The organism is Bacteroides faecium, from assembly GCF_012113595.1.
GTDB classification, from domain to species: domain Bacteria; phylum Bacteroidota; class Bacteroidia; order Bacteroidales; family Bacteroidaceae; genus Bacteroides; species Bacteroides faecium.
This window is the reverse complement of sequence record NZ_CP050831.1, coordinates 5,526,593-5,552,676: the sequence shown is the minus strand read 5'-3', so window position 1 is coordinate 5,552,676 and position 26,084 is coordinate 5,526,593. Positions and strand designations below refer to the sequence as shown.

19 protein-coding genes are annotated in these 26,084 nt (G+C 45.3%); 10 read left to right on the top strand and 9 right to left on the bottom strand.

Annotated features, from left to right (window positions below; translation table 11 throughout):
* Window positions 1–14 precede the first annotated feature (14 nt).
* Both BacF7301_RS20825 and BacF7301_RS20820 read left to right on the top strand, forming a co-directional pair.
* Window positions 15–1,085 carry an HlyD family secretion protein gene (locus BacF7301_RS20825; protein WP_167965857.1) on the top strand — a complete coding sequence of 357 codons (1,071 nt, stop codon included), beginning with the start codon at window positions 15–17 and terminating at the stop codon, window positions 1,083–1,085.
* Window positions 1,082–2,686: an MFS transporter gene (locus tag BacF7301_RS20820; RefSeq protein WP_167965855.1), complete on the top strand. Its 1,605-nt coding sequence runs from the start codon at window positions 1,082–1,084 to the stop codon at window positions 2,684–2,686. Before BacF7301_RS20825 ends, BacF7301_RS20820 begins: the two co-directional genes overlap by 4 nt.
* A 111-nt stretch (window positions 2,687–2,797) precedes the next feature.
* Here the strand turns inward: BacF7301_RS20820 and BacF7301_RS20815 are convergent, their stop codons facing one another.
* Complete coding sequence (locus tag BacF7301_RS20815) at window positions 2,798–4,288, bottom strand: UxaA family hydrolase (protein WP_167965853.1); 1,491 nt, start codon at window positions 4,286–4,288, stop codon at window positions 2,798–2,800.
* 30 nt (window positions 4,289–4,318) lie between these two features.
* The gene (locus BacF7301_RS20810; RefSeq protein WP_167965851.1) at window positions 4,319–5,383 is read right to left on the bottom strand and encodes a LacI family DNA-binding transcriptional regulator; all 1,065 of its coding nucleotides are present in this window, start codon (window positions 5,381–5,383) and stop codon (window positions 4,319–4,321) included.
* Window positions 5,384–5,635: 252 nt separating this feature from the next.
* On the opposite strand from BacF7301_RS20810, the gene BacF7301_RS20805 reads away from it, so the two are divergent.
* On the top strand, window positions 5,636–6,661 hold the full coding sequence (locus tag BacF7301_RS20805; RefSeq protein WP_022137926.1) for a sugar kinase: 1,026 nt from the start codon (window positions 5,636–5,638) through the stop codon (window positions 6,659–6,661).
* Window positions 6,662–6,740: 79 nt separating this feature from the next.
* On the top strand, window positions 6,741–7,409 hold the full coding sequence (locus BacF7301_RS20800) for a bifunctional 4-hydroxy-2-oxoglutarate aldolase/2-dehydro-3-deoxy-phosphogluconate aldolase (protein ID WP_167965850.1): 669 nt from the start codon (window positions 6,741–6,743) through the stop codon (window positions 7,407–7,409).
* 233 nt (window positions 7,410–7,642) lie between these two features.
* Here BacF7301_RS20800 and BacF7301_RS20795 read toward each other — a convergent pair whose 3' ends face one another.
* Genes BacF7301_RS20795 through BacF7301_RS20765 form a run of 7 tightly spaced genes read right to left on the bottom strand, consistent with a single transcriptional unit; the run spans window position 7,643 to window position 17,490 of the window.
* Window positions 7,643–7,969, bottom strand: a complete 327-nt coding sequence (locus BacF7301_RS20795) for a DUF2149 domain-containing protein (protein ID WP_167965848.1) — start codon at window positions 7,967–7,969, stop codon at window positions 7,643–7,645.
* Window positions 7,966–8,580 (bottom strand): MotA/TolQ/ExbB proton channel family protein, encoded by a 615-nt coding sequence (locus BacF7301_RS20790; RefSeq protein ID WP_167965846.1) that lies wholly within the window; start codon window positions 8,578–8,580, stop codon window positions 7,966–7,968. Before BacF7301_RS20790 ends, BacF7301_RS20795 begins: the two co-directional genes overlap by 4 nt.
* Window positions 8,581–8,613: 33 nt before the next feature.
* On the bottom strand, window positions 8,614–9,312 hold the full coding sequence (gene hmuT, locus BacF7301_RS20785) for an HmuT family protein (RefSeq protein WP_167965844.1): 699 nt from the start codon (window positions 9,310–9,312) through the stop codon (window positions 8,614–8,616).
* A 52-nt stretch (window positions 9,313–9,364) separates the two neighbouring features.
* Window positions 9,365–13,729: a cobaltochelatase subunit CobN gene (locus BacF7301_RS20780; protein ID WP_167965842.1), complete on the bottom strand. Its 4,365-nt coding sequence runs from the start codon at window positions 13,727–13,729 to the stop codon at window positions 9,365–9,367.
* A 42-nt stretch (window positions 13,730–13,771) separates the two neighbouring features.
* On the bottom strand, window positions 13,772–15,916 hold the full coding sequence (locus tag BacF7301_RS20775; protein WP_167965840.1) for a TonB-dependent receptor: 2,145 nt from the start codon (window positions 15,914–15,916) through the stop codon (window positions 13,772–13,774).
* A 2-nt stretch (window positions 15,917–15,918) separates the two neighbouring features.
* The gene (locus BacF7301_RS20770; protein ID WP_167967268.1) at window positions 15,919–16,596 is read right to left on the bottom strand and encodes an HmuY family protein; all 678 of its coding nucleotides are present in this window, start codon (window positions 16,594–16,596) and stop codon (window positions 15,919–15,921) included.
* A gap of 18 nt (window positions 16,597–16,614) precedes the next feature.
* Window positions 16,615–17,490 (bottom strand): calycin-like domain-containing protein, encoded by an 876-nt coding sequence (locus BacF7301_RS20765; protein ID WP_167965839.1) that lies wholly within the window; start codon window positions 17,488–17,490, stop codon window positions 16,615–16,617.
* 187 nt (window positions 17,491–17,677) lie between these two features.
* Here BacF7301_RS20765 and BacF7301_RS20760 point away from each other — a divergent pair, with 187 nt between their 5' ends.
* The 6 genes from BacF7301_RS20760 to BacF7301_RS20735 all read left to right on the top strand — a co-directional run bounded on the left by BacF7301_RS20760 (window position 17,678) and on the right by BacF7301_RS20735 (window position 25,989).
* Window positions 17,678–18,580 carry a cation diffusion facilitator family transporter gene (locus BacF7301_RS20760; RefSeq protein WP_167965838.1) on the top strand — a complete coding sequence of 301 codons (903 nt, stop codon included), beginning with the start codon at window positions 17,678–17,680 and terminating at the stop codon, window positions 18,578–18,580.
* Window positions 18,581–18,629: 49 nt separating this feature from the next.
* A complete protein-coding gene (locus tag BacF7301_RS20755) occupies window positions 18,630–20,228 on the top strand; it encodes an aspartate:alanine exchanger family transporter (protein ID WP_167965837.1) in 1,599 nt (532 codons plus the stop codon).
* A 70-nt stretch (window positions 20,229–20,298) separates the two neighbouring features.
* Window positions 20,299–20,655: a DUF8478 family putative metalloprotein gene (locus tag BacF7301_RS20750; protein WP_501986044.1), complete on the top strand. Its 357-nt coding sequence runs from the start codon at window positions 20,299–20,301 to the stop codon at window positions 20,653–20,655.
* A 90-nt stretch (window positions 20,656–20,745) separates the two neighbouring features.
* Window positions 20,746–23,073: a TonB-dependent receptor gene (locus BacF7301_RS20745; RefSeq protein ID WP_167965835.1), complete on the top strand. Its 2,328-nt coding sequence runs from the start codon at window positions 20,746–20,748 to the stop codon at window positions 23,071–23,073.
* A 125-nt stretch (window positions 23,074–23,198) separates the two neighbouring features.
* The gene (locus tag BacF7301_RS20740) at window positions 23,199–23,540 is read left to right on the top strand and encodes a DUF8478 family putative metalloprotein (RefSeq protein ID WP_167965834.1); all 342 of its coding nucleotides are present in this window, start codon (window positions 23,199–23,201) and stop codon (window positions 23,538–23,540) included.
* 109 nt (window positions 23,541–23,649) lie between these two features.
* Entirely contained in the window at window positions 23,650–25,989 is a 2,340-nt protein-coding gene (locus BacF7301_RS20735; protein WP_167965833.1) for a TonB-dependent receptor, read from the top strand.
* Window positions 25,990–26,084 lie beyond the last annotated feature (95 nt).

Sequence of the window (26,084 nt, the reverse complement as noted above, 5' to 3'; positions counted from 1 at the left end):
TATACAAAACAGATATGATAAATCAATTGAAAGAAAAACAGAAGAAACTGAAAAAGCTCAGAACCCGCAATATTATTTTAAATTTGGTATGTATCTGTCTGGCAGGTTCCGGTCTTTGGTGGACTGCCACTTACTTTTGGCGTTATGTAAATTATGAAGTGACGAATGACGCTTTTGTAGACCAATATGTAGCGCCTTTGAATGTACGGGCTTCGGGCTATATAAAGGAAGTGCGTTTTAAAGAGCACCAATATGTACGCCAAGGCGATACTTTGCTGGTGCTTGATAACCGTGAATATCAAATCAAGGTGAAGGAAGCGGAAGCGGCTTTGCTAGATGCGCATGGCTCACAAGAGGTGCTTCATTCGGGTATTGAGACTTCCCATACGAATATTGCCGTGCAGGATGCCAACATTGCCGAAGCAAAAGCGAAACTCTGGCAACTGGAGCAGGATTATCATCGCTTTGAACGTTTGTTGAAAGAAGAATCCGTCCCGGAGCAACAGTTTGAGCAAACTAAAGCTGCCTATGAAGCGGCAAAGGCACGCTATCAGGCATTGGTTGCTCAGAAACAGTCGGTACTCTCGCAATATACGGAAACAAGTAAAAAAACAACGAGTGCGGAAGCCGCCATTTTGCGCAAGGAAGCAGACCTCGACCTGGCTAAACTGAATTTGTCTTATACGGTTCTTACAGCTCCCTATGACGGATACATGGGCAGGCGGACTTTGGAACCCGGTCAGTATGTACAAACCGGACAGACCATTTCTTATCTGGTACGCAACAAAGACAAATGGATTACCGCCAATTATAAAGAAACGCAGATTGCCAATATCTATATCGGTCAACAAGTGCGTATAAAAGTGGATGCAGTGCCCGGAAAGATTTTCCACGGAGAAGTCACTGCTATCTCCGAAGCGACGGGTTCTAAATATTCATTAGTTCCTACGGATAACTCCGCCGGAAATTTTGTAAAGGTACAACAGCGGATACCGGTACGGATTGAACTGGAAGATGTCTCTTCGGAAGAGATGGCACAGTTGAGAGCCGGCATGATGGTAGAAACAGAAGCTCTGCGCAAATGATAACGATGAAGGAGTTGGAAGCACCTGTCCGCCAATGGGTGCCCGATTGGCTCGGACTTGTCAGTATCTTCGTCGTGATTCTCCCTGTCACTATGCTCAATGGTTCCTATACGGGTAGTATGCTCGAAGTTTCGAATACGCTCGGTACGAATTCGGAAGACATAACGATGGGATATTATGCCGCTTCGGCAGGTATGGCTATCGCGTATCCCATTATCCCTAAAGTCCTGGCTGCCTTTTCCGTGAAATCGCTGTTGCTGATTGACTTGATACTGCAATTCTTCCTTAGTTGGGTTTGCGCCCGTACGCAGAATGCTGATATTCTGATTGTTTGCAGTTTTGCCGTCGGTTTCCTGAAAGGTTTTCTTATGCTGTGGTTTATCCGTTATGCCCAAAAGATTTTCAGCCGGAAGAATGTGCGTAGCGAGTTCTATTCCTATTTCTATCCGTTGGTTTACGGTGGGGGACAGGCTTCGATGTTAGTAACCGCCCTACTGGCATATCATTATAATTGGAAATATATGTATTACTTTATGATGATACTGATTTTGATAGCTATCTTGTTTGTTATCATCTGTTTCCGTCATAACCGTCCTATAAAAGCCGTTGCCTTGTCCGACTTGCATATTCGTGAAATGTTTGTTATCTCGACCGGACTGTTGATGTTGATGTACGTTATCAATTATGGAAAAGTGCTCGACTGGATGGCGTCCGGCAAGCTCTGCGCATATATCATCATAGCCCCTATGTTGATTGCCTTGTTTATCTGGTATCAGAGCCATTCGGAGAAACCTTATGTAAGTCTTGCGCCCTTATTTCAGGCTAAAGCGATTGTCGGCTATCTCTATATGATGCTTGTCATGTTTTTCAGTACATCAACCACATTATTGACCAACTATCTGACTATGATTCTGAAAGTGGACACTACGCATACCTATTCCCTTTATATCTATCTGCTTCCCGGATATATAGTCGGTGCCTTTATCTGCTTCTGGTGGTTTCGCTGGCAGCGTTGGCGTTTCCGTTTTCTGATAGCGGGGGGAATGAGTTGCTTTGTGATTTTCTTCGGTATCCTGTATTTCGGCATCTCTCCGAATAGCACCTATGAGATGTTATACCTGCCCATATTCTTCCGTGGCTTGGGAATGTTGACTTTGATTATAGCTTTCGCCTTGTTTGCCGTGGAAGATTTGAATCCGAAATTCTTATTGTCGAATGCTTTCTTTCTGATTATTTTCCGTTCCGTACTGACGCCTATTATGGCTACTTCGTTTTATAGCAATGTACTGTACCGGCTGGAACAAAAATATATGTATTCTTTGTCGGAGACTGTAACGACTACCGACCCGTTGGCAGCGTCACGGTATAGCCAGTCTTTGAACAATGCGCTGGCACAGGGGCACGGGCATGCCGAGGCGGCACAACTGGCTACTAATTCTTTATATACCACCTTGCAGCAGCAAAGTCTATTGCTTGCACTGAAAGAAATACTGGGCTATCTGCTGGTTGTATCAATTGTTATTGCTGTTGTTTCCCGTTTTATTCCGTTTCATAAGACACTTCGTGTCACATTTAAAAGAACGGGTGACGATATGGTTTAATATAAAAAAAAGTTGCTATCCCGTTCAATTTGTCATTGAGTGAGGGATAGCAACTCGTATTATAATTCTAACAATCTATTCTTTTTATCAGAATACGGAATAAGAAGCGATTTATAAAGTTACGCCTGTCTTGAAGATAGCAATTTCGCGATACCCTTTCTTTTCGTTATTAACGAACTCGCCGCTTGCCACTTTGATAACGTAATCAATGAAACGTTCGCAAGTCTTCTCCATCGGTTCGTTTTCTACGATGACACCTGCATTGAAGTCAATCCATCCCGGTTTGTTTTTAGCCAAAGTCGAGTTGGTGGAAATCTTCATTGTAGGGACAAACGTACCGAATGGCGTTCCACGTCCGGTTGTGAAAAGTACCATATGGCATCCGCTTGCCGCAAGAGTGGTAGCTGCCACCAGGTCATTGCCCGGAGCAGAAAGCAGGTTAAGTCCTTTCTTCTGTAAACGTTCACCGTAAGGCATCACGCCGGATACATAGCTCTTTCCACATTTCTGCGTACATCCCAACGCTTTTTCTTCCAATGTAGAGATACCGCCGGCTTTGTTTCCCGGAGACGGGTTTTCACCGACAGGCTCTCCATGCGACAGGAAATATTCTTTGAAATCATTAATCAGATGTACAGTCTGCTCAAACAAATCTTTGTTTTCGCAACGATTCATCAAGATAGTCTCTGCACCGAACATCTCCGGCACTTCGGTCAATACGCTTGTACCGCCTTGCGCAATCAGGAAATCGGAGAACATACCCAGCAACGGATTTGCCGTAATACCTGAGAAACCATCGGAACCGCCGCATTTCAGACCTACACGGAGCTCGGACAAAGGAACATCGGTACGTTCGTCTTTGGATGCTTTCGCATACAAATCGCGCAGGATTTCCATTCCTTCCTCGTATTCGTCGCCCACTTTCTGAGTGACCATAAACTTCACACGGTCTTCATCAAACTCGCCTAGAAATTCGCGGAATACGTCCGGCTGGTTATTTTCGCATCCCAAACCTACTACCAACACAGCGCCTGCATTGGGGTGAAGCACCATGTCGCGAAGAATCTTCTTCGTATTTTCATGGTCATCGCCAAGTTGGGAACAGCCGTAGTTGTGCGGGAAAGCAACGATGGCATCCACGCCTTTGCCTTCAGTCTCGCGACGCAGCCCCTCAGCCAATTGACCGATGATACCGTTCACGCAACCTACGGTCGGGATAATCCATATTTCGTTTCTTACGCCTACGTCACCGTTTTTGCGACGATACCCTTTGAAGGTAAGGTCTTTGCGGTCAATATTCAAAGAAACTTGAACAGGGTTGTAGGTATATTCCAGCAATCCGGCGAGGTTGGTCTTGATATTCGTCTCGTTCATCCAGTCTCCCTGCTGTTTGGCCATTCGGGCATGTCCGATAGGATAACCGTACTTGATTACATTTTCACCTTCTGCGAAATTCTTCAATGCGAATTTGTGTCCGGCGGGAATGTCTTCGTTCAATGTCACTTCAATGCCATCTACAGAAAGATGCTCTCCTGCCGGGAGATTGACAATGGCAACGGCAACGTTGTCGGCAGGATTAATTCTTAAATACTTTGTTTCCATGTAATGTACTTGTAAAGTTGTATTTCGTTGTTATTTGCTATGGTAATAGTCAATTGTTTCTACTGTCAACAAGTCGATAGGCATATAGTTGATGCAAGTCACGTCTTTTTTGAAGATGAGGTGGTCGCAAAGAGCTTTTATACCGTTGGCGCCTTGTAGTTCCGGTTGCTGGGCGATGAGGAAGGAGACATTTCCCTCTTTCAGGCAGGTGACATTCCGTTCCAGAAGGTCATAGCCTATCAGATTGAAATCTTTCTTTCCGTGGCTTTGCAGGTATTCGCCGACGATGTAGACTTTGGAGTTGAAGGTGATTCCGTTCTTCACCGTCGGGTAGGCACGGAAGAATTCATCCAGCATCTCGTTGTCTTCGTCGTTGCGTTCGGCATGCAAGTCGAGCTCCAGTATATTACAAGACGGATGATGTTCTTCCATGTACTGCCTGAAACCGATTTCTCTGTTCTCCTGCTGGTTGGAACCTACAATTCCTTCATGTATTTTACGGAAAATAACGATTTCCTTCTCGTCCCGTGCCAGTAGCATCATCATCCGTGCGGCAAAGTATCCGCTTTGACGTGAGTTCTGACCGAAGAAGGCGAGGGGAGGGACGTCCTTGATATTCGAGTCTATATATATATAAGGTATATCCAATGCTTGCAGCCGGTCTGTGAATCCCTTTGTATATTGGGGGGCGGTGGGAGCTACCATCACTCCGTCCGGCTGAAGAGTCAGAATCGCTTCGCTTGCGTCAACAAACGAATGATAATCGTATGGGTCGTAATAGTTGATTTTCACCGAAGTGTTGAAGTCCGAATAGGTAGCGATAGCTTCATGGATACCCAGTTCCACGGCTGTCCAGTATTCACCTTCCAAATGCTCCGGCAAAAGACAGATAAACGTATATTTCTTGTTGGATGCCAAAGCGCTGGCGTACATGTTAGGCTGGTAGTCAAGCTGCTTCAAGATTTCTTCTACGCGTTTTTTGCTTGCTTCCGATACTCCGCTACGTCCGTGAATGACGCGGTCTACTGTTCCCACCGATACATCTGCCAGGCGGGCGATGTCTTTGATTCTAATCCTTTCGGGCAATTTATTCATACGATAACCTTATTTATATAGGTATATGTGCTCGCACACAATAATAATCTTAATATTTTCGATACAAATATATAACAATTTTTGTAATTACGAAAATTGTTGTATCTTTGTGCCCGCACACGAAAGGTATGTGATGTTAACCTTTTAATGGTTTAATAATCATGTTATCAGTGTGTTAACCCTAAAAATGGGCATAAAATGATAAATTGAAAGTTCATAATATTAATAACTTAGAATTTAAAACATAAAATTATGGGAAAGAAAGTCGTTACATTAGGCGAAATCATGCTTAGATTATCAACTCCGGGTAATACTCGTTTTGTTCAATCTGACTCTTTTGATGTAGTATATGGTGGTGGAGAGGCAAACGTTGCCGTGAGCTGTGCCAACTACGGACATGAAGCCTATTTCGTAACTAAATTACCGAAACACGAAATCGGACAGTCTGCTGTTAACGCATTGCGTAAGTATGGTGTAAAGACAGACTTTATTGCTCGTGGTGGCGACCGTGTAGGTATCTACTATCTTGAAACCGGTGCTTCTATGCGTCCTAGCAAGGTTATCTATGACCGTGCTCACTCTGCTATTGCTGAAGCTGACGCTGCTGACTTCGACTTTGACGCTATCATGGAAGGTGCTGACTGGTTCCACTGGTCTGGTATCACTCCGGCTATCTCTGACAAGGCTGCCGAACTGACCCGTCTGGCTTGTGAAGCTGCCAAACGTCACGGTGTAACTGTTTCTGTTGACTTGAACTTCCGTAAGAAACTGTGGACAAAAGAAAAAGCACAGTCTATCATGAAGCCGTTGATGCAGTTTGTTGACGTATGTATCGGCAACGAAGAAGATGCAGAACTTTGCCTGGGCTTCAAACCGGACGCAGACGTTGAGGCTGGTCACACTGATGCTGAAGGCTACAAAGGTATCTTCCAGCAGATGATGAAAGAATTCGGATTCAAATATGTAGTTTCTACATTGCGCGAATCTTTCTCTGCTACTCACAACGGTTGGAAAGCCATGATTTACAACGGCGAAGAATTCTATACTTCAAAACGTTACGATATCGACCCGATTATCGACCGCGTAGGTGGTGGTGACTCATTCTCCGGTGGTATCATCCACGGTTTGATGACTAAACCTAACCAGGGCGAAGCTCTTGAATTTGCTGTGGCTGCATCTGCTTTGAAACACACTATTAATGGTGACTTCAATCTTGTTTCTGTAGAAGAAGTTGAAGCTTTGGCTGGTGGTGACGCAAGCGGTCGCGTACAGAGATAAGCTGAGAGTTGAAAATAGAGAGTTGAGAGTTTGAAAAAACAACTCATTTACCAATTCGTTTAAAATAATAAATAATAAAATGGCAAAATTCGATAAAATAGCCGTATTGAATAAAATCGGCTCTACAGGAATGGTTCCTGTATTCTATCATAAAGATGTAGAAGTTGCAAAAAAAGTAGTAAAGGCTTGTTATGACGGTGGCGTTCGTGCTTTTGAATTTACCAACCGTGGTGACTTCGCGCAAGAGGTATTTGCTGAAATCGTAAAATTCGCAGCAAAGGAATGTCCTGAAATGGCTATCGGTATCGGTTCTATCGTTGACCCGGCTACTGCTGCCATGTACTTGCAACTGGGTGCTAACTTCGTAGTAGGCCCGTTGTTCAATCCTGAAATCGCTAAGATATGTAACCGTCGTTCGGTAGCTTATACTCCGGGTTGTGGTTCTGTATCCGAAGTTGGTTTCGCTCAGGAAGTAGGTTGCGACCTTTGCAAGGTATTCCCGGGTGACGTTTACGGAACAAACTTCGTAAAAGGCTTGATGGCTCCGATGCCATGGTCTAAGCTGATGGTGACCGGTGGGGTAGAACCTACAAAAGAAAACCTGACTGCATGGATTAAAGCCGGTGTATTCTGCGTAGGTATGGGCTCTAAACTGTTCCCGAAAGATAAAGTGGCAGCAGAAGACTGGGCTTATGTAACTGCAAAATGTGAAGAAGCTCTCGGTTATATCGCTGAAGCTCGTAAATAAGACTAGAGGGCGAAAGCCATCTATATAAGAAAGGGGGCTGATGCGACAGCCTCTTTAAAATATGCCTCGAAGGGTTAGTTAGTTTAGTTAGTAAATGAGGCATATTTTCATTTTGTTTAAAGGTGTTTAAAGGGGATAAGCCATCGGAATGAGCGACTCATTTCGGTGGCTTGTTTTATGTAAAACTACACGGATAATATGCATGTGCATTATCCGTGTAGTATATTGGTTAATTATTCGGGTACGTAGATGATTTCCCCGTTATCCAGTTCGTAGGCAATACCTACCTTTTTGCCGCGTTTTCCTTCTTTTTTGTCCTGGTCTTCGGACGGGGTGTAGCGGTTTATTTTTTCTCCTTCCTTGGTGATGATTTCCATGTTCTCCTTGCCGGGATTCTTTACCATTGTGAAGTCTTCCTGCGAAAACACTTCTGTCATGTTGTACCGGCTGACAAGAGCCACCATCAAGGCGACAGCGAAAACCATAGCAACATCGAATAAATTGGATACTACGCTGATAGGGTCGGCGTCCTCTTCTTTTCGTAATAGGTTATGTTTCATTTTTCTGTGGTTTTATTGTTTCGCTTTTCATTGAGTAATTCGGAGATAAATTCGAGGTTGGTCATATCCTGCAAGTACCAACGTTGTTTTACCTGCTGCGTGAGGAAACCTACCGCGCCTGCCACCAGTCCGACTACGGTCGTTGCAAAGGCTATCTGCATATTGTAAGCCATCGAAGCGATATCACCGCTTGCCAGCCCGGCGAGGGCGGGGCCCATTGGAATCAATGTTCCCATCAATCCTAAGATTGGCCCAAGTTTCGTCAACGTTTTGGAGATAGCAAGGTCTTTGTCGGCTGCAATCTCAAAGTTGGCAAGCAGACGTTGTACCTGCGCGGGAGTATCACGGGCATCCAGTACCTGGCGCATATACATGATGACAAGTGAACGGGATTTCTCCGGCAGTTTGGAACTTAAATCCCCGACAGTATCCGGAGTTAATTTCCCCAGTTCGTTGCGGAGCAGGGCTTCTGTCTTACGGATGGATAAATACTGGCCGTAGAAACTGCCGGCAAGTAATATAGCCCGGCAGAAAAGGATGATTAATAACACGATAACAGGAACAAGCAATCCTGTTGAAATCCAATACAATATATCTGATATGTAGTTCATTGTTGTTGATTATTTAATAAGTTATTTCTTTATTTATTTCATGCTTTTTTCTTTTCGCCTGCTTCGGATATTCCACCAGAAGAGTCCTAAGACTCCACCGGCCAATGCGATAGCTATCACGCCCAACAGCGCTTTCCAGTCTATTTCGCTGACACCTGCTGCCGATGTTTTTCCATTGACGGTTGCAACGATGCCCAGTATGGCTACCAGTGCATTGGTCAGAAAGAAAAGTTCCAGCCGCAGTTCCTTCTCCGGAAGGAGATAAAGCAACAGGTATCTTCCGCAGGGTATCACTACCAGGATGAAGGCAGCGTAACTCCAGGCTATCGTTTGAAAAGAAGTGCCGGGAAATGCAAAGATGAGATATACCAATCCGCTGAATAAAACCGGGAAAATCAATAATCCCGGAAACCAGCGGAGAAAGCGGTACATCACTATCATGCGCGGCTTGACCGGATAGTCATTGGCTACGTGAACAGCCAGCATGGCATAAGCCATTTGTATGCAGACTTCGATACTCAGAATCACAGAGGTATCCAGCATCAAGGGCTGGTTGCCGAGCCAGTTGGCTATCTGTGATTTCGATTGCTCGATGGCATACGGCCACATCAATCCGGCAAACACAGCGCAGACAGCGGCGATAGCACCCACCGCTATTGCTTTCCAAAACGTTTGCTTCAACAGAAAATTGAATGCTGTAAGAAGCATAAGTACAAGGACAACTGTATCCATTATTGTTAATTACAAGTTACTGATTACAAATTCTAAATTACCGGTTCCTGATTTACACCTGACTGTTTTTGCGGCGCTTGCGCACAAAGAGTATCAGAGCGAGTATGACGATGATAACGGCGATGCCTACGGCTACATTGCTCAATGTATTTGTCTGCTGTTCCGCAGCCTGCTTCATCTCTTCTTTTTTCATCACCACTCCTTTATCCTCTCCGCTTGTCTTGGCTTCACGGATTTTAGAAATGTTCTCTTTATATTGTGCGGCTGTTTGCGCGTTGGATTTTGAAGCGATAAAATCGCGCAGCTTCGCATTGTCACAAACAAATCCCGAACAGGACGGGCGGTAGGTGTTCACTATTTCCGTGTGCAATTTACTCAGCTCTGCTACTTGTTCCTCGTTTGCTTTCCACAATCCTTTGCGGACGCTTTCCAGCATGACGGCCGTCATTTCTTCCAGGGCGGCAGGGTTCTGTTGTTCAAAGTATTTCTTTACTCCCAGGTTGAGCTCATCCTTTACATATACATTATAGATATTATCCCAAAGCTCTTTGTCGATAGCAGCCGGTTTCATCACGTTCCATCCATAGGTATTCGTGATAACTTCCGCAAATTCACTGGCTGAGGAAGCTCCGCCTTTCATCTTTTCTTTGATATAGGTAGGATTCAGGATTGTTGTACGACTTTCCACTCCGACAGCTTCTTTAAGCTCCTGCATCTTCATATTGTTGCGGTTGCGATAATCACTGAGATAAGCATCCGGGTCTTTGCCGGTCACATTGCGCACGGCAAGGTTCATTCCGCCCATAAACTCATAAACGTGGTCGAGGCTTAACGCTCCCCATGTATTGCTTTGACGGGGCTGTACCACCACATCTGTACGGGTTAACGCAGCTTCGAAAGCAAATTTCTGAAAGACTTCCCAATTCTTCTCATTGCCATAGTAAGCTCCCATATTGTTGAGATAAGTTGCGGCAATTTCCGATTCGTTCTCCCAGCGGTCACCGGCTTCCACCATTTCCTGAATACCTGAACCATACGAACCGTTGGCTCCGCCGAATACACGGAATGTAGATATTTCGCGGGCATCTTTCGGGCTTAATCCTTTTTCCGTTAATACACGTTCGGCCTCTATCACACTGGCTGCTACTTGATTCTCATACGTATCATCTTTGGCAGCGGCAGCCATTTCCACTGCCCGGTTGATTAGGAACAGGCGGGAAGCGGCAAGGTCGCGGAGTTGTCCGGAAGTCTGCACTACTACATCAATACGAGGGCGTCCCAACTCTGCGGAAGGAATCAACTTCAAGTCACTGACACGACCGAAAGCATCACGTACAGGCTCTACGCCCAGCATATAAAGAACTTGCGCAATAGTAGCACCCCCGGTTTCAATAAATTCGGATGACCATAAAGTATAGCTTACCTTGCGTGGTATGGAATCGTTGTGACGTTGTTTGTACGTTTCAATCGTTTGTTTGGCAAGAGCGATACCCTTTTCCCAGGCAGACTCCGTAGGAGTTGCTTCAGCGTTGATGGCGTACATATTGCGTCCCGTAGGCAATGCGTTCGGATTCGCTATCGGGTCACCGCCCGGAGTAGGGGCAGTGTAGCCGCCGTCCAAAGCATTAATCAAGCTGCCAAGCTCTTTCTCAGGGCTTGTCAGAAGGGCGCTCTTATAGTTATTCACATTTTTGATGGTGCGTTCTACTTCGCTCACGGCTAATGCGAATTCTACTTCTTCCTTATTATATTCTTTCGGAGCTTGTCCCATAGCGGTCATCATGGCTGTCATCCCTTGTGGCTTTTCCGCTTTCTCTTTGTTCGCCTTCATTCCGGCTTCCATCTTTTTCAGAGCTTCGGGACTTGCTCCCATTGATTTGGCCATTTCCATGGCTTTCTTCGGGTCCATGTCAGCTCCCATTTTCTTCATGGCTTCTTTCATCCCTTCGGGCATTTTGCCATGAGGAGATTTTCCTTTTCCTGTCATAGCCGTAGCCATCCCGGGATGACCGTTGCCGGACTTCCCGTCTTTTGCATGCTCCTTTTTGGCTGCCGCAGCCATCATCATAGCCATCATGCCTTTCGGGGCGTTGCGGTCGGCTTCTATTTGACGTGCTTTTGCCAGTTCCTGCGGTGTGATTCCTGCGGTGCGGCAAATCAGTTCATCCGTAGCTAATGCAGGATTAACCATCAGCTTTTCTACCAACAGGCGGGCAGGAGACAGATATTGCTGTGTAAAGAGACTGCGGTGTTTGTTGACAGCTTCCGTTGCTTTGCCGCGTTGCTTGTCAAGAGCCAAAAGGCTGTAAGCGATAGGCTCTGTCGCCATTGCATAGACGGAAGAAGTAATCCGTTCCGGTTCGTAAGGAACTCCCATGGTATAGAGCTGTCCTGTGATTTTCTCCGTAGCGAGCTCTTCGGCAAAGTTCTCTACGCGGGCGATTTCATCTTCCGAATAAGGTTTGCCGGCAATGCTGTCCAAACCCAAGTCACGATGAATACCCATCTTCACAGTCAGTGTCTTTACAGCCAGGGATTCCTGGTCTTTATTCTCCTTCTGGGAGTTATTATAGATTTTAATCTTTTCCATCAGCTCCCGGTAGATGCCGCGTACGCTGCTTTCGAGGAAAGGCGGAGTGAGGTAAGACTGCAACGTCGCATAAGAACGGCGTTTCGCCATCATGCCTTCTCCTACATTACCGATAGAGTAGATATAGAAATGAGGCACTGCACCTACCAAACGGTCGGGCCAGTCATTGCTGCACAATGCCACTTGTTTCCTTGGAGTGAATTCAAGGCTGCCATGCGTACCGAAATGGATAAGAGCGTCGGCTTTGAAGCCATGTTGCATCCACAGGTATGAAGCAATATAGGTATGTGGCGGAGCCATGTCCGTGCCATGCACTACCTGGAAAGAGTTATCACCACTTCCGGCAGCATTCTGCGGCAGTAAGACGACATTTCCGAATTGCAGGCGGGCAATTCCCAGTTTGCCGTCGGGAGTCACCATATAATTTCCGGGGAACTCGCCGAAAGCATCCACTACTTCCTTGTATTTTTCAGGGCGGAGCGATTCTTTCACCCAGCTTTCGTATTGCTCTTTGGTTATCAGTTCGGGGTGTCCGTTCTGCATGAAATCGTTGAATGCTCCTTCGGCATAAGTATTGAATACGGCTCCTTGCGCGTGTATCATTCTGCCTAGTTCTTCGGCGTTGGCTGGCAGGTTGGATACGTTGTACCCTTCCTGTTTCATACGAACCAGAAGATTGTAAAGCGAAGGAACCACTTCCATTCCGGCAGCCGTCAATGCGTTCTGCCCCGGACCTTTATAATAATAGATAGCTACCTTTTTCTCATTGTTCGGCTTTGTATTCAGATTCAGGTAATTGTTTATCGTAGATACAAAAGTCTTTAAACGTTCGGGGACGGCGTAGGAATGGCGCAATCCTTCTTCGTCCTCGTATTGTGCAAATAACGCAAAGGGGCGAACCGCTCCGTCGATTTCAGGGGTTACGATGCTCTGTGACATGAATCCGCCCGCCATTCCCATCGGGTCTTTTTCCCATTCATCTACAAGGCTGTTGATGGTGAGCGGGGCAAATAGCAGGATATTCTTTTCTTTCAGGTAATCTACCATTTTATCGCCCATACGTCCATGTGCCATGTTGATGATAGCATCAGGCTCAATTTCGTCGATGAAAGACATAAACCTTGTCATTGACTGCACGGGATAAACATTGTACCCTTCTTTTTCGAGCGCTTCAATCAGTCCGGTGGCATCCGCCATTTGTCCGGTAATCATGATTTTCTTTGCCCCCTCTTTATAAAGATTGTTCTCTTTCGTGAATTTCTCGTAGTCTGCGACGGTGAGGAATTCCAGTTCATCGTCCGGGTTCGTAAGTCCGGCATGATACAGCATGTCGGACGGTCTTTCTGCCGGGTCTTCCACTTCCGGTACGGAAGAGGCTTTGCCGTCAATTACCTTGCGGATATAGTTCAGCATATTCCGGTAGTTGTTTTTTCCGCCGTTCGACAGATAGCCGCGTATCAGGTTCTGTTGCACGCTGTCAAGATTGCAAATATTGTTGGCAGGATTTGTTGCCATGGAAGTATATACAGGCACGCCTTTGTCCGCTGCCTGCTGTATTTGCTGACGTTGCTCCTCGACAATACGCAAGCCCATCCCGTTGACAAATACCATGTCATACCCCGTTAGGCTGTCCAGATTGTCGAGAGACACTTCACTGAGTTTGATGGATGAATTGTCGTTGGCTTTCGATATACTTCCCTGCTGTATGGTCTGGAAGTTGACGAAAGCAATCTGTGTGGCGCTGAACCAGGCGTTCCAGATAGATATGCCTACCAGGACGGCTGCGACAATGCACACGCCTAAGATGATTTTACTTTTCTTTTTCATTTCTCTTATTTTTAGCTTTGTATGTAGTTTTTATTTTTTTTCTTATTTGAAGAACCTGTCCACATCTAATGCCAGTCCGATAGAAAAATTAGTTCCCCGGGTATAGGGAGAATTGGCATCATAATAGCTGGGAATATAATTGAATATATTGTTGACAGCCATATTTAGGCTGATTCCTTTCCAGATACCTTGTGTCAAAGTTAAGTTCCACATTGTGTAGCCGGGATAGCTTACTCCGGCAGTTCCTTCATCCGGGTTGTTTCCGACATATTTATTTGTTTCTACTTTGGATAAGGCACGACCGTTCAGCGAGAGGTTGAATTGGTAGTTATTCCACGATTTGCCATATTCGATACGTGCCGTCGCAGAATGTGGGCGGGTACTGGAAAACTTCATCTGACCATCGCGCATGAACTCATGGACGTATCCGTAAGAAACACGCACTCCCAATCCGCAAGGATATTTGGCAGAAGCGTTGAGGTCTACACCGGCGATGTCCACTTTTTCCGTATTGATATATAGTTGTGCCCATCTTCCGTCCGTATCACGAAAAGAAGTCAGGTCAATCCGGTCATTGACCAGATTGTAGTATCCTGATACGGTGAAGTTGTAACGGCTTTTGGTATATTCGGCGGAAAGCGAGAAGTTATGGCTCGTTTCCGATTTCAGGTCGGGATTGCCATAAATCATCATAGCATTCGCCATATCAAAATTCATGTACATTTCTTTGAGGGTGGGAGAGCGGAAACCTTGTGAGTATGAACCGCGGAGCGAGCAATTGGCTATTTTATACATTAATCCGATATGCGGTGAGACATGGCGCACACTGGATTGTGAGAAGTAGTCAAAGCGTACACCGCTAATCACGTTGAAATGTTCAGTCGGGTTCCAGTCGAATTGACCGAATGCATCTGCCGAGTGCATCGTATGGCTTCCATTATCTGTGAATTGATACGACAGCAGATAGTCGCGCATATAGTCTCCGCCTACGGTTAGGATATTCTTGTCATTGAACGTGTAATTGTAAAGTGCACGTACGCTATGCTGCACGTTGCTATAATCACGTATGTCATATTTGTATGAAGTAAGATAATCGCTTTTATCGTATTGGTCGAATGTGTAGGCCACTTCCAGGTTACTCATGATATTGAAATCATAGTTCACTTTCAGTCCACCGCTGAAATCACGATAGCGGTCTTTGCTGTCGCCTGTCTTATCCCGTTCGCGGAAATAATATCCACCGCGAGCCGTCAGTTTGAGTTGGTCGGATGGCTTGTACACAAGACGTTCTTTTACGTTCCATGTACGGTTGCCGAAGACAGTCGTGACATCTCCTTCCGGCACGTCGTAAGAGTCGGATACTGTATGCTGTACATTCGTCTGGCTGTTGAACTTTCCGGCTTTGAAGCTGAAAGTTCCGCCATATCGCTGGTCGTTATGTTCTCCGAAGCGACTGTTTAAGTTAAGGTTCCATGCATCTTCGGACTCACGGGTAATAATATTAATTACTCCACCCACTGCACTTGAACCATACAGGGTAGATGCCGCTCCTTTGACGATTTCCACCCGTTCCACGTTGTCGAGATTCAGCCGGTTGTAGTCGACGTTATTTAGGGTTTCACCTGCCAGCCGTTCACCGTCTACGAGGAAAAGTACGGAGTTACCGCCAAATCCCTGCATGTTGATAGAAACCTGCTGGTCCATTGAATAGGAGAATTCAATTCCCGGCAGTTCGGACTGTAATAGTTGGCCTATATTGGTTGCGTCTACTTTCTTGATATCATCTGCCGTGATTACGCGGGTGATGATAGGAGCGTCTTTCAGCAGTTTGGGGGTACGTGTACCTGTCACTACTACGGTTCCCAAGTCAAACTGGTCTTCCAATAAACGGAAACTCAATCTTTTTTCCCGTCCTACGGTCAGTCTTTTTTCTTGAGTTTGATAACCCACGTAAGAGGCGGTGATAAGATATGTCCCCATTCCGGGTAGTTGAAGAGTATATGAGCCGTCGGCAGTCGTGACAGCTCCGGTTCCTTTTCCTTTGATGGAAATTGTAGCACCGGGAAGTGGGTCTCCGGTTGTATCTGTTACACGTCCGCTGATGTGATAAGTTGATTGTTGTGCAAATGTGGCACAAGTTGTTATAAAGGAAAAAAACAGTGCTGATATAATAAATATAGGTTTCATTCTTAATTATTGGTTTCGTTGTTGTTGTCGTCGAAATCAAGCGGATATGAGAAATCAAAATCAATATATCCTTTTATACCTCTGGCATTCATGTAGTTGGTGAAACGTATAGCTGCGTATGTATTGTCTTTCATGCGTATCAGAAAGACCTGATTTGACATGGTGTATACAGGTGGCATTGTAGAGGTGTTCACATCCAGCCAACCGGATAAAACTGCATTACGGTAAGACTCCGTATAGACAATTTTGCCATCCATCATGCCCGACATGTCAATAGCTATTTTGTCAGTTGTCCATTCATCTTCAAGAAAATCTTTATCAGCGGGTAGTTTTCTTGCTGCAAGAAAGTCATCAATACTCGTATAACTGGTCTGGAAGGCAGCGCCACCATTAGTCTTTATATCATAGCGGTGAATTGCAAAATCCCACTCCTCGGGAATTTGGCTTTCGTATTCTTCCCCGATTGGTACGGTTGTTACCTTGCGGTTGGAGAGGTCAATGTATGCCCATTCTGTATATTCAACGGTCTTGACCTGTGAGAAACTATTTTCCTTGATTTCCATCTCAGTTTCGATGGGGGCGTCATAAATATTTTCAAATAATCCATTACAAGCTGAGAGCGACATAGCCGCTCCCAGTATTATTGTATATTTGAAAATAGCGTTACTGCTTCTTTTCATTTCTTTCATTTGAATTGTTTATTCTGCACTTGCTGTATTGCTTCCTGTAAAGACTGCGGAAATAGCCATTGGCATACTGCCCGGTCTGAAATCAGTGTTGATGGTAGCTGTACCGTCTGCTGCGATTGTGCCGCTCAGGCTTTCTCCTGTGATAGCCCTTTCAGTACTGTCGGTAGATTCATATTCTCCCAAGCTAAGTGAATAAGTTCCGTTGGCTTCGGCTGTTACATTTACCCCGCTGATAGTGAAATCACCTAAATTCATACCACTACCACCACCTGTTAAATTAGCAAAGCCATTCAGAGTAATGTCAACCGTTGTGTCCGATGCACGTTTGATAACAGCCTTGCACTCATCGGTCGAACCGTAGGATGAACCCATAACACTGATAGATAATGAACTGTTATACTGATAGGTGGCAGCTATATTATAAGTTATCGGTGTTTCTCCCTGCACGAACACGATTTCCATCTTTCCCATAGGTACCGGAATATCTACATTAGCTTTCAAGGTTAATACCTTGGATTCATTTACACTACCTTCCAGTGTGTAATCATAGCTACTACCTGTGCCACCGCCCATTGACATCGCAACTTCACCCGAACCACTGAATGATTTGGAAGAAAGTTTTAAATTATTCAAGGTGAAATCTCCTGAACCGGATTTATATACCAAATTGATGGTACCGTCTTCGTTCGCAGTTATTGTTGCGGTAGATTGATTGCCCAATAAATAATCAGAGAACATATTACATTCACCGACCGAATATCCATTATAAATGCCGGCAATCTCTTTTGCAAGATTGGTATCATCGTCGTTGTCACTGCAAGAAACAAATGTAGTTGAGAATGATAGTGCCATGATGGCGACCATCCAAAAGTTTAAGATTTTCATACTTAATTTTGATAGATAATGATTAATTAAATTTCCGGTTGCAAAGTTACAGGGAAGTGTAAAGTGATAAAATACCTAAAAGAAATGAAAAAGAGTTGGGCTGTTAATCATATGTAGGTATTATGAAAAAGTTTGAACCAATTCTTTTGCAGAATGTTTTCTAAGTAAAGAATAATAGCTGTATAATATGGAACCTCATCATCATCACGAACATAATCATCGGTTGACATCGCTCAATAAAGCCTTTATTATAGGTATCGCTCTGAATATTGCTTTCGTCATAGTAGAATTCGGAGTCGGGTTTTATTATAATTCCCTCAGTCTGCTTTCCGATGCCGGGCATAACTTGGGCGATGTAGCAAGTCTTGTACTTGCCATGCTGGCTTTCCGGCTGGAAAGAGTTCACCCCAATAGCCGCTACACTTACGGATATAAGAAGAGCACCGTGCTTGTTTCTTTATTAAATGCAGTGATATTATTAGTTGCTGTCGGCATAATTATCGCCGAGAGTATAGACAAATTATTTCACCCGGTTTCCGTCGATGGTTCTGCCATTGCCTGGACAGCCGGAGTAGGGGTGATAATCAACGCGCTCACCGCCTGGCTTTTTATGAAAGACAAAGACAAGGACCTGAATGTGAAAGGGGCTTACTTGCATATGGCAGCGGATGCGTTGGTATCTGTCGGTGTAGTTGTCTCCGGGATTATCATCATGCATACGGGATGGAGTATTATCGACCCGATAATCGGACTCGTGATAGCCGTTATCATTATTATTTCTACCTGGGGACTGCTCCGTGATAGTCTCCGCCTATCATTGGACGGCGTCCCGGTAGGCATTGATGCACAAAAGATTCAGCAATTGATAATGGAGCAACCCGGTGTAGAAAACTGCCATCATTTACATATCTGGGCGTTGAGCACCACAGAAACCGCATTGACTGCCCATATCGTCATTGATAACGTCACACAAATGGAAGAAATAAAACATCACATCAAAGAAGCGCTCGAAGGGGCAGGCATCCATCATGCCACGTTGGAATTTGAAAATGAAGAAGCCACTTGTAAGATGGAATGTTGTGCGGATTGAAATAAAATCCGTACCTTTGCGCCCTTAAAACTAACTAACCTTTATTTTTATGTTTACTGACTTGTTGCACTCCTCTTATTTCTCCCTTTTCCTGATTGTCGCGTTGGGATTTATGCTGGGAAGAATTAAAATTAAGGGGTTATCTCTCGATGTGTCGGCGGTAATCTTTATCGCGCTTCTTTTCGGGCACTTTGGCGTCATCATTCCCAAAGAACTGGGAAATTTCGGTTTGGTACTTTTTATTTTTACCATTGGTATTCAGGCAGGGCCCGGATTCTTCGATTCTTTCCGCAGCAAGGGAAAGACGTTGATTCTCATTACCATGCTTATCATCTGTTCCGCCTGTCTCACGGCAGTGGGATTGAAGTATGCGTTCGACATCGACACTCCCAGTGTGGTAGGTCTGATTGCCGGAGCATTGACCAGTACACCGGGTTTGGCAGTCGCTATCGACAGCACACATTCATCTTTGGCTTCCATCGCTTACGGTATCGCATATCCGTTTGGAGTTATCGGTGTGATTTTGTTTGTCAAACTGCTGCCTAAAATCATGCGGGTGGACTTGGATAAGGAAGCACGTCGCCTGGAGATAGAACGCCGCGGACAATTCCCGGAATTGACTACCTGCATCTATCGTATCACCAATTCAAACGTATTCAACCGTAGCCTGATGCAGATTAACGCACGTGGTATGACGGGAGCTGTTATTTCCCGTCTGAAACATAGTGACGAAATATCTATTCCTACCGCCTCTACTGTGTTGCACGAAGGAGATTATATCCAGGCAGTAGGTAGCGAAGAATCACTCAATCAGCTTGCTGTATTGGTAGGCGAACGCGAAGAGGGTGAACTTCCTTTGGACAAAACACAGGAAATAGAATCCCTGTTGCTGACCAAAAAGGATATGATAAACAAGCAACTGGGAGACTTGAACTTACAGAAAAACTTCGGTTGCACAGTGACCCGTGTCCGTCGAAGCGGTATCGACCTGTCCCCATCGCCAGATTTGGCATTGAAATTCGGTGATAAACTGATGGTTGTGGGAGAGAAAGAAGGACTTAAAGGCGTAGCCCGTCTGTTGGGAAACAATGCAAAGAAACTGTCCGACACAGACTTCTTCCCGATTGCAATGGGTATTGTGCTGGGAGTATTGTTCGGCAAAATAAATATCTCTTTCTCTGAAAGCCTGTCATTCTCGCCGGGATTGACGGGGGGAGTCCTGATGGTAGCTCTCGTACTGAGTGCAATCGGTAAGACAGGACCTATCATCTGGTCTATGTCAGGGCCGGCGAATCAGTTACTGCGCCAATTAGGTCTGCTTCTTTTTCTTGCCGAAGTAGGAACTTCCGCCGGAAAGAATCTCGTAGCCACTTTCCAGGAAAGCGGATTATTGATGTTCGGAGTAGGAGCTGCCATTACGTTGGTGCCGATGCTTGTTGCAGCCATTGTAGGACACTTTGTATTTAAAATCAGCTTGCTTGATTTGCTGGGAACCATTACCGGTGGTATGACCAGTACACCCGGTCTGGCTGCTGCCGATTCGATGGTAGACAGTAATATCCCCAGTGTGGCATACGCAACCGTTTATCCGATTGCTATGGTATTCCTGATTCTCTTTATACAAGTGATAGCGTCAGCCGTATATTAACAGTATTCTGTAGAAGAATTGATTGTTAAAAAAATAGTTTGTATCTTTGCCGTCCCAAAGTAAAAATGAGGTGAAACGATTGCTCCTGAATATAACACGCTATTTCTTACCGATACTCTTTGTGTCGTATCTGGTAAGTCTTACATTCTTTGCCCACGTACATGTGGTCAATGGCGTGACAATCGTCCATTCGCACCCGTTTAAGAAAGGGGCGGCACATCAACATTCAACAGTCGAACTGATACATATTCATTTCCTGTCTCATCTGACGACGGACGGTGCGGCTGTTATTTTTGCTCTTTCCCTTTTCATCCCTTTTTTATTATGCCTGTTGCTTGGTCGTCCGCAGCATACACATTCTCATGCTCCTTATCATGGGGTGACTGCACTCCGTGCTCCACCTGCCATTCGTTTTTCCACTATTTGATTTAACTGATGACATTCTGCCTTGTTCGAGGCAGGGTATTATCTGCTTTTTCACGTGAATGCTTAACGAAGAACGAATTACAAACGAAAAATGAAGAAATACATCTTTTCGCTTGTCTTCTTGTGCTGTGCACTGTTGCCTGCCCTCGGAGGACAAGCTCATGAACATCCCAATCATCCGGAATTGCGTAAGTCGGATGCCAATATTATCGGTCATATCCTTGATAAAAACACGAAAGAACATTTGCCATATATCACAGTGGCATTGAAAGGTACTACCATCGGAACCGTAACCGACGCGACCGGACATTACTTCCTGAAGAATCTTCCCGAAGGAAATTTTGTCCTCGAAGTGAGTTCTGTCGGCTATAAAACGGTAAGACGCAACGTGACACTGAAAAAAGGACGTACTTTGGAAGAGGATTTTGAAATAGAAGAAGACGCTGTGGCATTGGATGGTGTGGTAGTATCTGCCAACCGTAATGAAACCACCCGTCGCCTAGCTCCGACATTAGTCAACGTGGTTGATTTGAAAATCTTTGAGAATACCAACTCCACAACTTTGGCTCAGGGACTGAGCTTTCAGCCCGGAGTGCGTGTGGAATCCAACTGTCAGAACTGCGGCTTTCAGCAAGTACGTATCAATGGGCTGGACGGTCCTTATACACAAATCCTACTGGATTCACGCCCTATCTTTAGTGCTCTTTCCGGTGTATATGGCATCGAGCAGATTCCCGCCAGTATGATTGAACGTGTAGAGGTGATGCGTGGCGGTGGCTCGGCACTGTTCGGTTCGTCTGCTATTGCGGGCACAATCAATATCATCACCAAAGAGCCGATTCGCAACTCAGGCATGTTGTCTCATACGATAACGGGAATCGGTGACGGAGATGCTTTCGACAATAGTACTGCCCTGAATGCTTCATTGGTGACAGACGACCAACGTGCCGGTTTATATATCTTCGGACAGAACCGCCACCGTTCCGCCTACGACCACGACGGAGACGGATACTCTGAAATCCCCAAAATACATGGGCAGACAGTCGGTTTCCGTTCTTTCCTGAAAACAAGCACTTACTCCAAACTGACTTTCGAATATCACCATATGGAAGAATTCCGCAGGGGAGGAGACTTATTAAACCGTCCGCCTCACGAAGCAAATGTAGCTGAACAGACGGAACACTCGATTAATGGTGGAGGTGTGAAGTTCGACTATTTCTCACCAAATGAGAAACATCGTTTCAATGTGTTTGCATCTGCACAGCATATCAATCGCGACAGCTATTATGGTCCAGGTGACAGAGACCCTTTGGATGCTTACGGAAACACCACTGACTTGAACTGGATGGCAGGCTCACAGTATGTCTACAGCTTCGGCAAATGCATCTTCATGCCTTCCGACCTGACTGCCGGAATAGAGTTCAATCAGGACAAACTGGAAGATAACATGTGGGGATACAACCGCACGGTAGACCAAAAAGTAAATATCGGTAGTGCTTTCCTTCAGAATGAATGGAAGAATGAGCATTGGGGATTCCTGATTGGCGGTCGTCTGGATAAACATAACCTGATTGACCATGTGATATTCAGTCCGCGTGCCAATCTGCGTTATAATCCGACGGAAAATATCAATCTTCGTTTCAGCTACTCATCCGGCTTCCGTGCTCCGCAGGCTTTCGATGAGGATTTGCATGTGGAGAATGTAGGCGGTAATGTGGCGATGGTTGAACTGGCCGATAATCTGAAAGAAGAAAGATCACAGAGCTTGAGTGCTTCGGCAGATATTTATCATCGTTTTGGTGCGTTTCAGGTTAACTTCCTGGTAGAAGGATTTTATACAAAGTTATCAGATGTATTTGCCCTTACCGACGGAGAGGTAGTGGATGGAATCCTGACACGTACACGCTACAATGCACCGGGAGCCCGTGTAATGGGACTGACATTGGAAGGAAAGATGGCATATCTGACTAAAATCCAGGTTCAGGCGGGAGTCACTCTGCAACAGAGTCATTACAGCGAACCGCATGTATGGAATCCAGACGCTCCGGCTGTGAAGAAAATGATGCGTACACCGAATACTTACGGCTATTTTACGGCAACTTATACCCCGATAAAACCATTATCCATCGCCCTTTCGGGCACCTATACCGGTTCGATGCTGGTTCCTCACGAACCCGTTCCGGGATTCCTTGAAAATCCGATAACGGTGAATACCAAAGACTTCTTCGACATCGGTTTGAAAGCTGCTTATGACTTCAAACTTTACAAGTCGATGAACCTCCAGGTGAATGCCGGCATACAGAATATTTTCAATGCCTATCAGGACGACTTCGACAAAGGAGCTGACCGTGACTCCGGCTATATCTATGGTCCGTCACTTCCGAGAAGCTTCTTTGCCGGGGTGAAGATCAGTTATTAAGATTCGGTTAAGATTTAAAATCGTTATAAATAGGGATTGTTTTGCATGGAGACAATCCTTATCTTTGCAAAAAAACAAACTAAACCCTGACTTTACTGCACAGAATAGATGTGCAAGATTACCGGATGAAACAATTGTACCTACATATAATGAAGTGGTTTTTGCCTGTACTGTTTATCTCGTACATGGCAGGAATCACTTTATTTACTCACTCCCATGTAGTAAACGGGGTAACGATTGTCCATTCGCATCCATTTAAAAAAGGCAGTGAACATAGCCATACGACGGTTGAATTCCAACTCATTCACCTGTTGAATCATGTATTGGTGACAGACAGCGGATTAATACCTACATTCGCGGTCGCTGCTTTATCTCTATTATGTATCCTGTTTATCCGCTCGCAAGTTGAGCCATATCACCGTTCTTGTCCGGGCGTCATATCTCTTAGAGCACCTCCTGTCGCTTAGTCTATCTTTTCGGGAACAGTATTCATCAGTTAGGAACAACGATTAATGATCGCTGCTTCCCTTTTCCTTATTCTTATTTTTGATTTTAAACATTAAAAGACTAACGACAATGAAGAAATATCTTTTAGTCCTGGTCGGCCTGTATTGTGTCCTGTCATACGCATCGGCTGAACATCCGGACTACCCTGAACTGAAAAAATCCGATGCGAACATCATAGGCCATGTACTGGATAAGAAAACGAAAGAGCACCTTCCTTACATCACCATTGCACTGAAAGGAACAACGATAGGAACCGTGACCGACGCTACCGGACATTATTTTTTGAAGAATTTGCCGGAAGGTAACTTTATACTGGAGGTTAGCTCGGTCGGCTACAAGACCGTGACCCGCAATGTGACTCTGAAAAAAGGAAAGACACTGGAAGAAGATTTTGAAATAGAAGAGGACGCGATTGCTTTGGATGGGGTAGTGGTTTCCGCCAACCGGAGTGAAACGACGCGTCGTTTGGCTCCTACTTTGGTAAATGTCGTCGATCTGAAGCTATTTGAAACGACTAACTCTTCCACTTTATCGCAAGGGCTGAACTTTCAACCCGGTGTACGTGTAGAGACAAACTGCCAGAATTGTGGCTTCCAGCAAGTTCGCATCAATGGATTGGACGGACCGTATACGCAGATTTTGATAGATTCCCGTCCCGTATTCAGTGCCCTTTCCGGAGTGTATGGCTTGGAACAGATTCCCGCCAGCATGATTGAACGCGTAGAAGTGATGCGTGGGGGAGGTTCCGCCTTGTTCGGCTCTTCCGCTATCGCGGGGACAATCAATATCATCACCAAAGAACCTTTGCGTAATTCCGGTCAGCTATCGCATACCATCACTTCCTTAGGCGGAAGTTCCTCATTCGATAACAATACCTCCCTGAATGCTTCATTAGTGACGGACGATCATCGTGCCGGACTGTATATCTTTGGTCAGAACCGTCACCGGTCCGGATATGATTATGACGGAGACGGATTCACCGAACTACCTAAATTGAAGAATCAGACAGTGGGCTTCCGCTCTTATCTGAAAACAAGCACTTACTCCAAACTAACCTTCGAATATCACCACATGCAGGAATTCCGTCGGGGAGGGGATATGTTGGACCGTCCTCCTCACGAAGCCCATATTGCAGAGCAGTTGCAACATTCGATTGATGGTGGAAGTTTGAAGTTCGATTATTTCTCGCCAGATGAAAAGAACCGTCTAAGTATCTTTGCGTCAGCCGCCAATACAGATCGGGACAGTTATTACGGACCGGGTAACGATCCTCTGAAAGCCTATGGAAAAACAACGGATTTAACCGCTATGGGCGGCGCGCAGTATGTACATACGTTTGATAAGTGTTTTTTTATGCCTTCTGACCTCACGGCAGGACTTGAATATAACCGTGATCGTCTGAAAGATAATATGTGGGGATATGACCGCCACACGGATCAGACGGTAAATATTTACAGTGCTTTTCTGCAGAACGAGTGGAAGAACGACCGTTGGGGCATTCTGATCGGTGGTCGTCTGGATAAGCATAACATGGTAGATAATGTCATCTTTAGCCCCCGTGCCAACTTGCGTTTCAACCCGACACAGAATATAAACCTGCGTTTGAGCTATTCATCCGGATTCCGTGCTCCGCAGGCTTTTGATGAAGATATGCATATTGAAAATGTGGGCGGAACAGTGGCAATGATTGAGCGTGCGAAGAACTTGAAAGAAGAGAAATCCCAAAGTTTCAGTGCGTCCGCAGATATGTATCACCGTTTCGGAGTATTCCAGACGAATTTCTTGATCGAGGGCTTTTATACAAGACTGACAGATGTCTTCGTGTTGGGCGAACCTTATGACCGTGGCGATGGGATATTGGTAAAAACACGCAGTAACGGTCCCGGCGCGAAAGTGATGGGGCTAACGCTGGAGGGCAAAGTGGCTTATCTTTCCATCTTGCAAATACAAGCGGGACTCACTTTGCAACGCAGCCGATACGATGAACCTCATAAATGGCATGACGACGCACCGGCAGAAAAGAAAATTTTCCGTACTCCCGATACATATGGTTACTTCACAGCTACTTATACTCCCATCAAACCTTTATCCATTGCCCTGTCAGGAACTTATACCGGGAGAATGTTAGTGCAACGCATGGATATCACCGCCGAGAACGCCGAACTGGGCGCAATGCCCGAACGAAAGGCGGAAGCCATCCGTACACCCCGTTTCTTCGATTTGGGAGTGAAACTGGCTTATGACTTCAAGCTATACAAAACAGTCGATTTGCAACTAAACGGCGGAGTTCAGAACCTCTTTGAGTCTTATCAGAAGGACTTTGATAGAGGAGCTAATCGGGATTCCGGCTATATTTACGGGCCTTCTCTGCCGAGAAGTTTCTTTGCCGGAGTGAAGATTAGCTATTAGGTTGTTTCTATACGATTTTGCAGACTTGTCGAGTTTTACAGGGTGTAACTAGTCGGTTTCTCGTCAAGATTCATTAACTTTGTCGGGAAAATAAA

What these genes read in the sequence shown, in the direction of transcription:
- BacF7301_RS20820 (WP_167965855.1), top strand. Translation starts at nt 1,082, where the DNA reads ATGATAACGATGAAGGAGTTGGAAGCACCTGTCCGCCAATGGGTGCCC.
- BacF7301_RS20800 (WP_167965850.1), top strand. Translation starts at nt 6,741, where the DNA reads ATGGCAAAATTCGATAAAATAGCCGTATTGAATAAAATCGGCTCTACA.
- BacF7301_RS20780 (WP_167965842.1), bottom strand. Translation starts at nt 13,729, where the DNA reads ATGAAAAAGAAAAGTAAAATCATCTTAGGCGTGTGCATTGTCGCAGCC.
- BacF7301_RS20735 (WP_167965833.1), top strand. Translation starts at nt 23,650, where the DNA reads ATGAAGAAATATCTTTTAGTCCTGGTCGGCCTGTATTGTGTCCTGTCA.
- BacF7301_RS20765 (WP_167965839.1), bottom strand. Translation starts at nt 17,490, where the DNA reads ATGAAAATCTTAAACTTTTGGATGGTCGCCATCATGGCACTATCATTC.
- BacF7301_RS20795 (WP_167965848.1), bottom strand. Translation starts at nt 7,969, where the DNA reads ATGAAACATAACCTATTACGAAAAGAAGAGGACGCCGACCCTATCAGC.
- BacF7301_RS20745 (WP_167965835.1), top strand. Translation starts at nt 20,746, where the DNA reads ATGAAGAAATACATCTTTTCGCTTGTCTTCTTGTGCTGTGCACTGTTG.
- BacF7301_RS20805 (WP_022137926.1), top strand. Translation starts at nt 5,636, where the DNA reads ATGGGAAAGAAAGTCGTTACATTAGGCGAAATCATGCTTAGATTATCA.
- BacF7301_RS20810 (WP_167965851.1), bottom strand. Translation starts at nt 5,383, where the DNA reads ATGAATAAATTGCCCGAAAGGATTAGAATCAAAGACATCGCCCGCCTG.
- BacF7301_RS20760 (WP_167965838.1), top strand. Translation starts at nt 17,678, where the DNA reads ATGGAACCTCATCATCATCACGAACATAATCATCGGTTGACATCGCTC.
- BacF7301_RS20775 (WP_167965840.1), bottom strand. Translation starts at nt 15,916, where the DNA reads ATGAAACCTATATTTATTATATCAGCACTGTTTTTTTCCTTTATAACA.
- BacF7301_RS20790 (WP_167965846.1), bottom strand. Translation starts at nt 8,580, where the DNA reads ATGAACTACATATCAGATATATTGTATTGGATTTCAACAGGATTGCTT.
- BacF7301_RS20755 (WP_167965837.1), top strand. Translation starts at nt 18,630, where the DNA reads ATGTTTACTGACTTGTTGCACTCCTCTTATTTCTCCCTTTTCCTGATT.
- BacF7301_RS20825 (WP_167965857.1), top strand. Translation starts at nt 15, where the DNA reads ATGATAAATCAATTGAAAGAAAAACAGAAGAAACTGAAAAAGCTCAGA.
- BacF7301_RS20770 (WP_167967268.1), bottom strand. Translation starts at nt 16,596, where the DNA reads ATGAAAAGAAGCAGTAACGCTATTTTCAAATATACAATAATACTGGGA.
- BacF7301_RS20815 (WP_167965853.1), bottom strand. Translation starts at nt 4,288, where the DNA reads ATGGAAACAAAGTATTTAAGAATTAATCCTGCCGACAACGTTGCCGTT.
- BacF7301_RS20740 (WP_167965834.1), top strand. Translation starts at nt 23,199, where the DNA reads ATGAAACAATTGTACCTACATATAATGAAGTGGTTTTTGCCTGTACTG.
- hmuT (WP_167965844.1), bottom strand. Translation starts at nt 9,312, where the DNA reads ATGGATACAGTTGTCCTTGTACTTATGCTTCTTACAGCATTCAATTTT.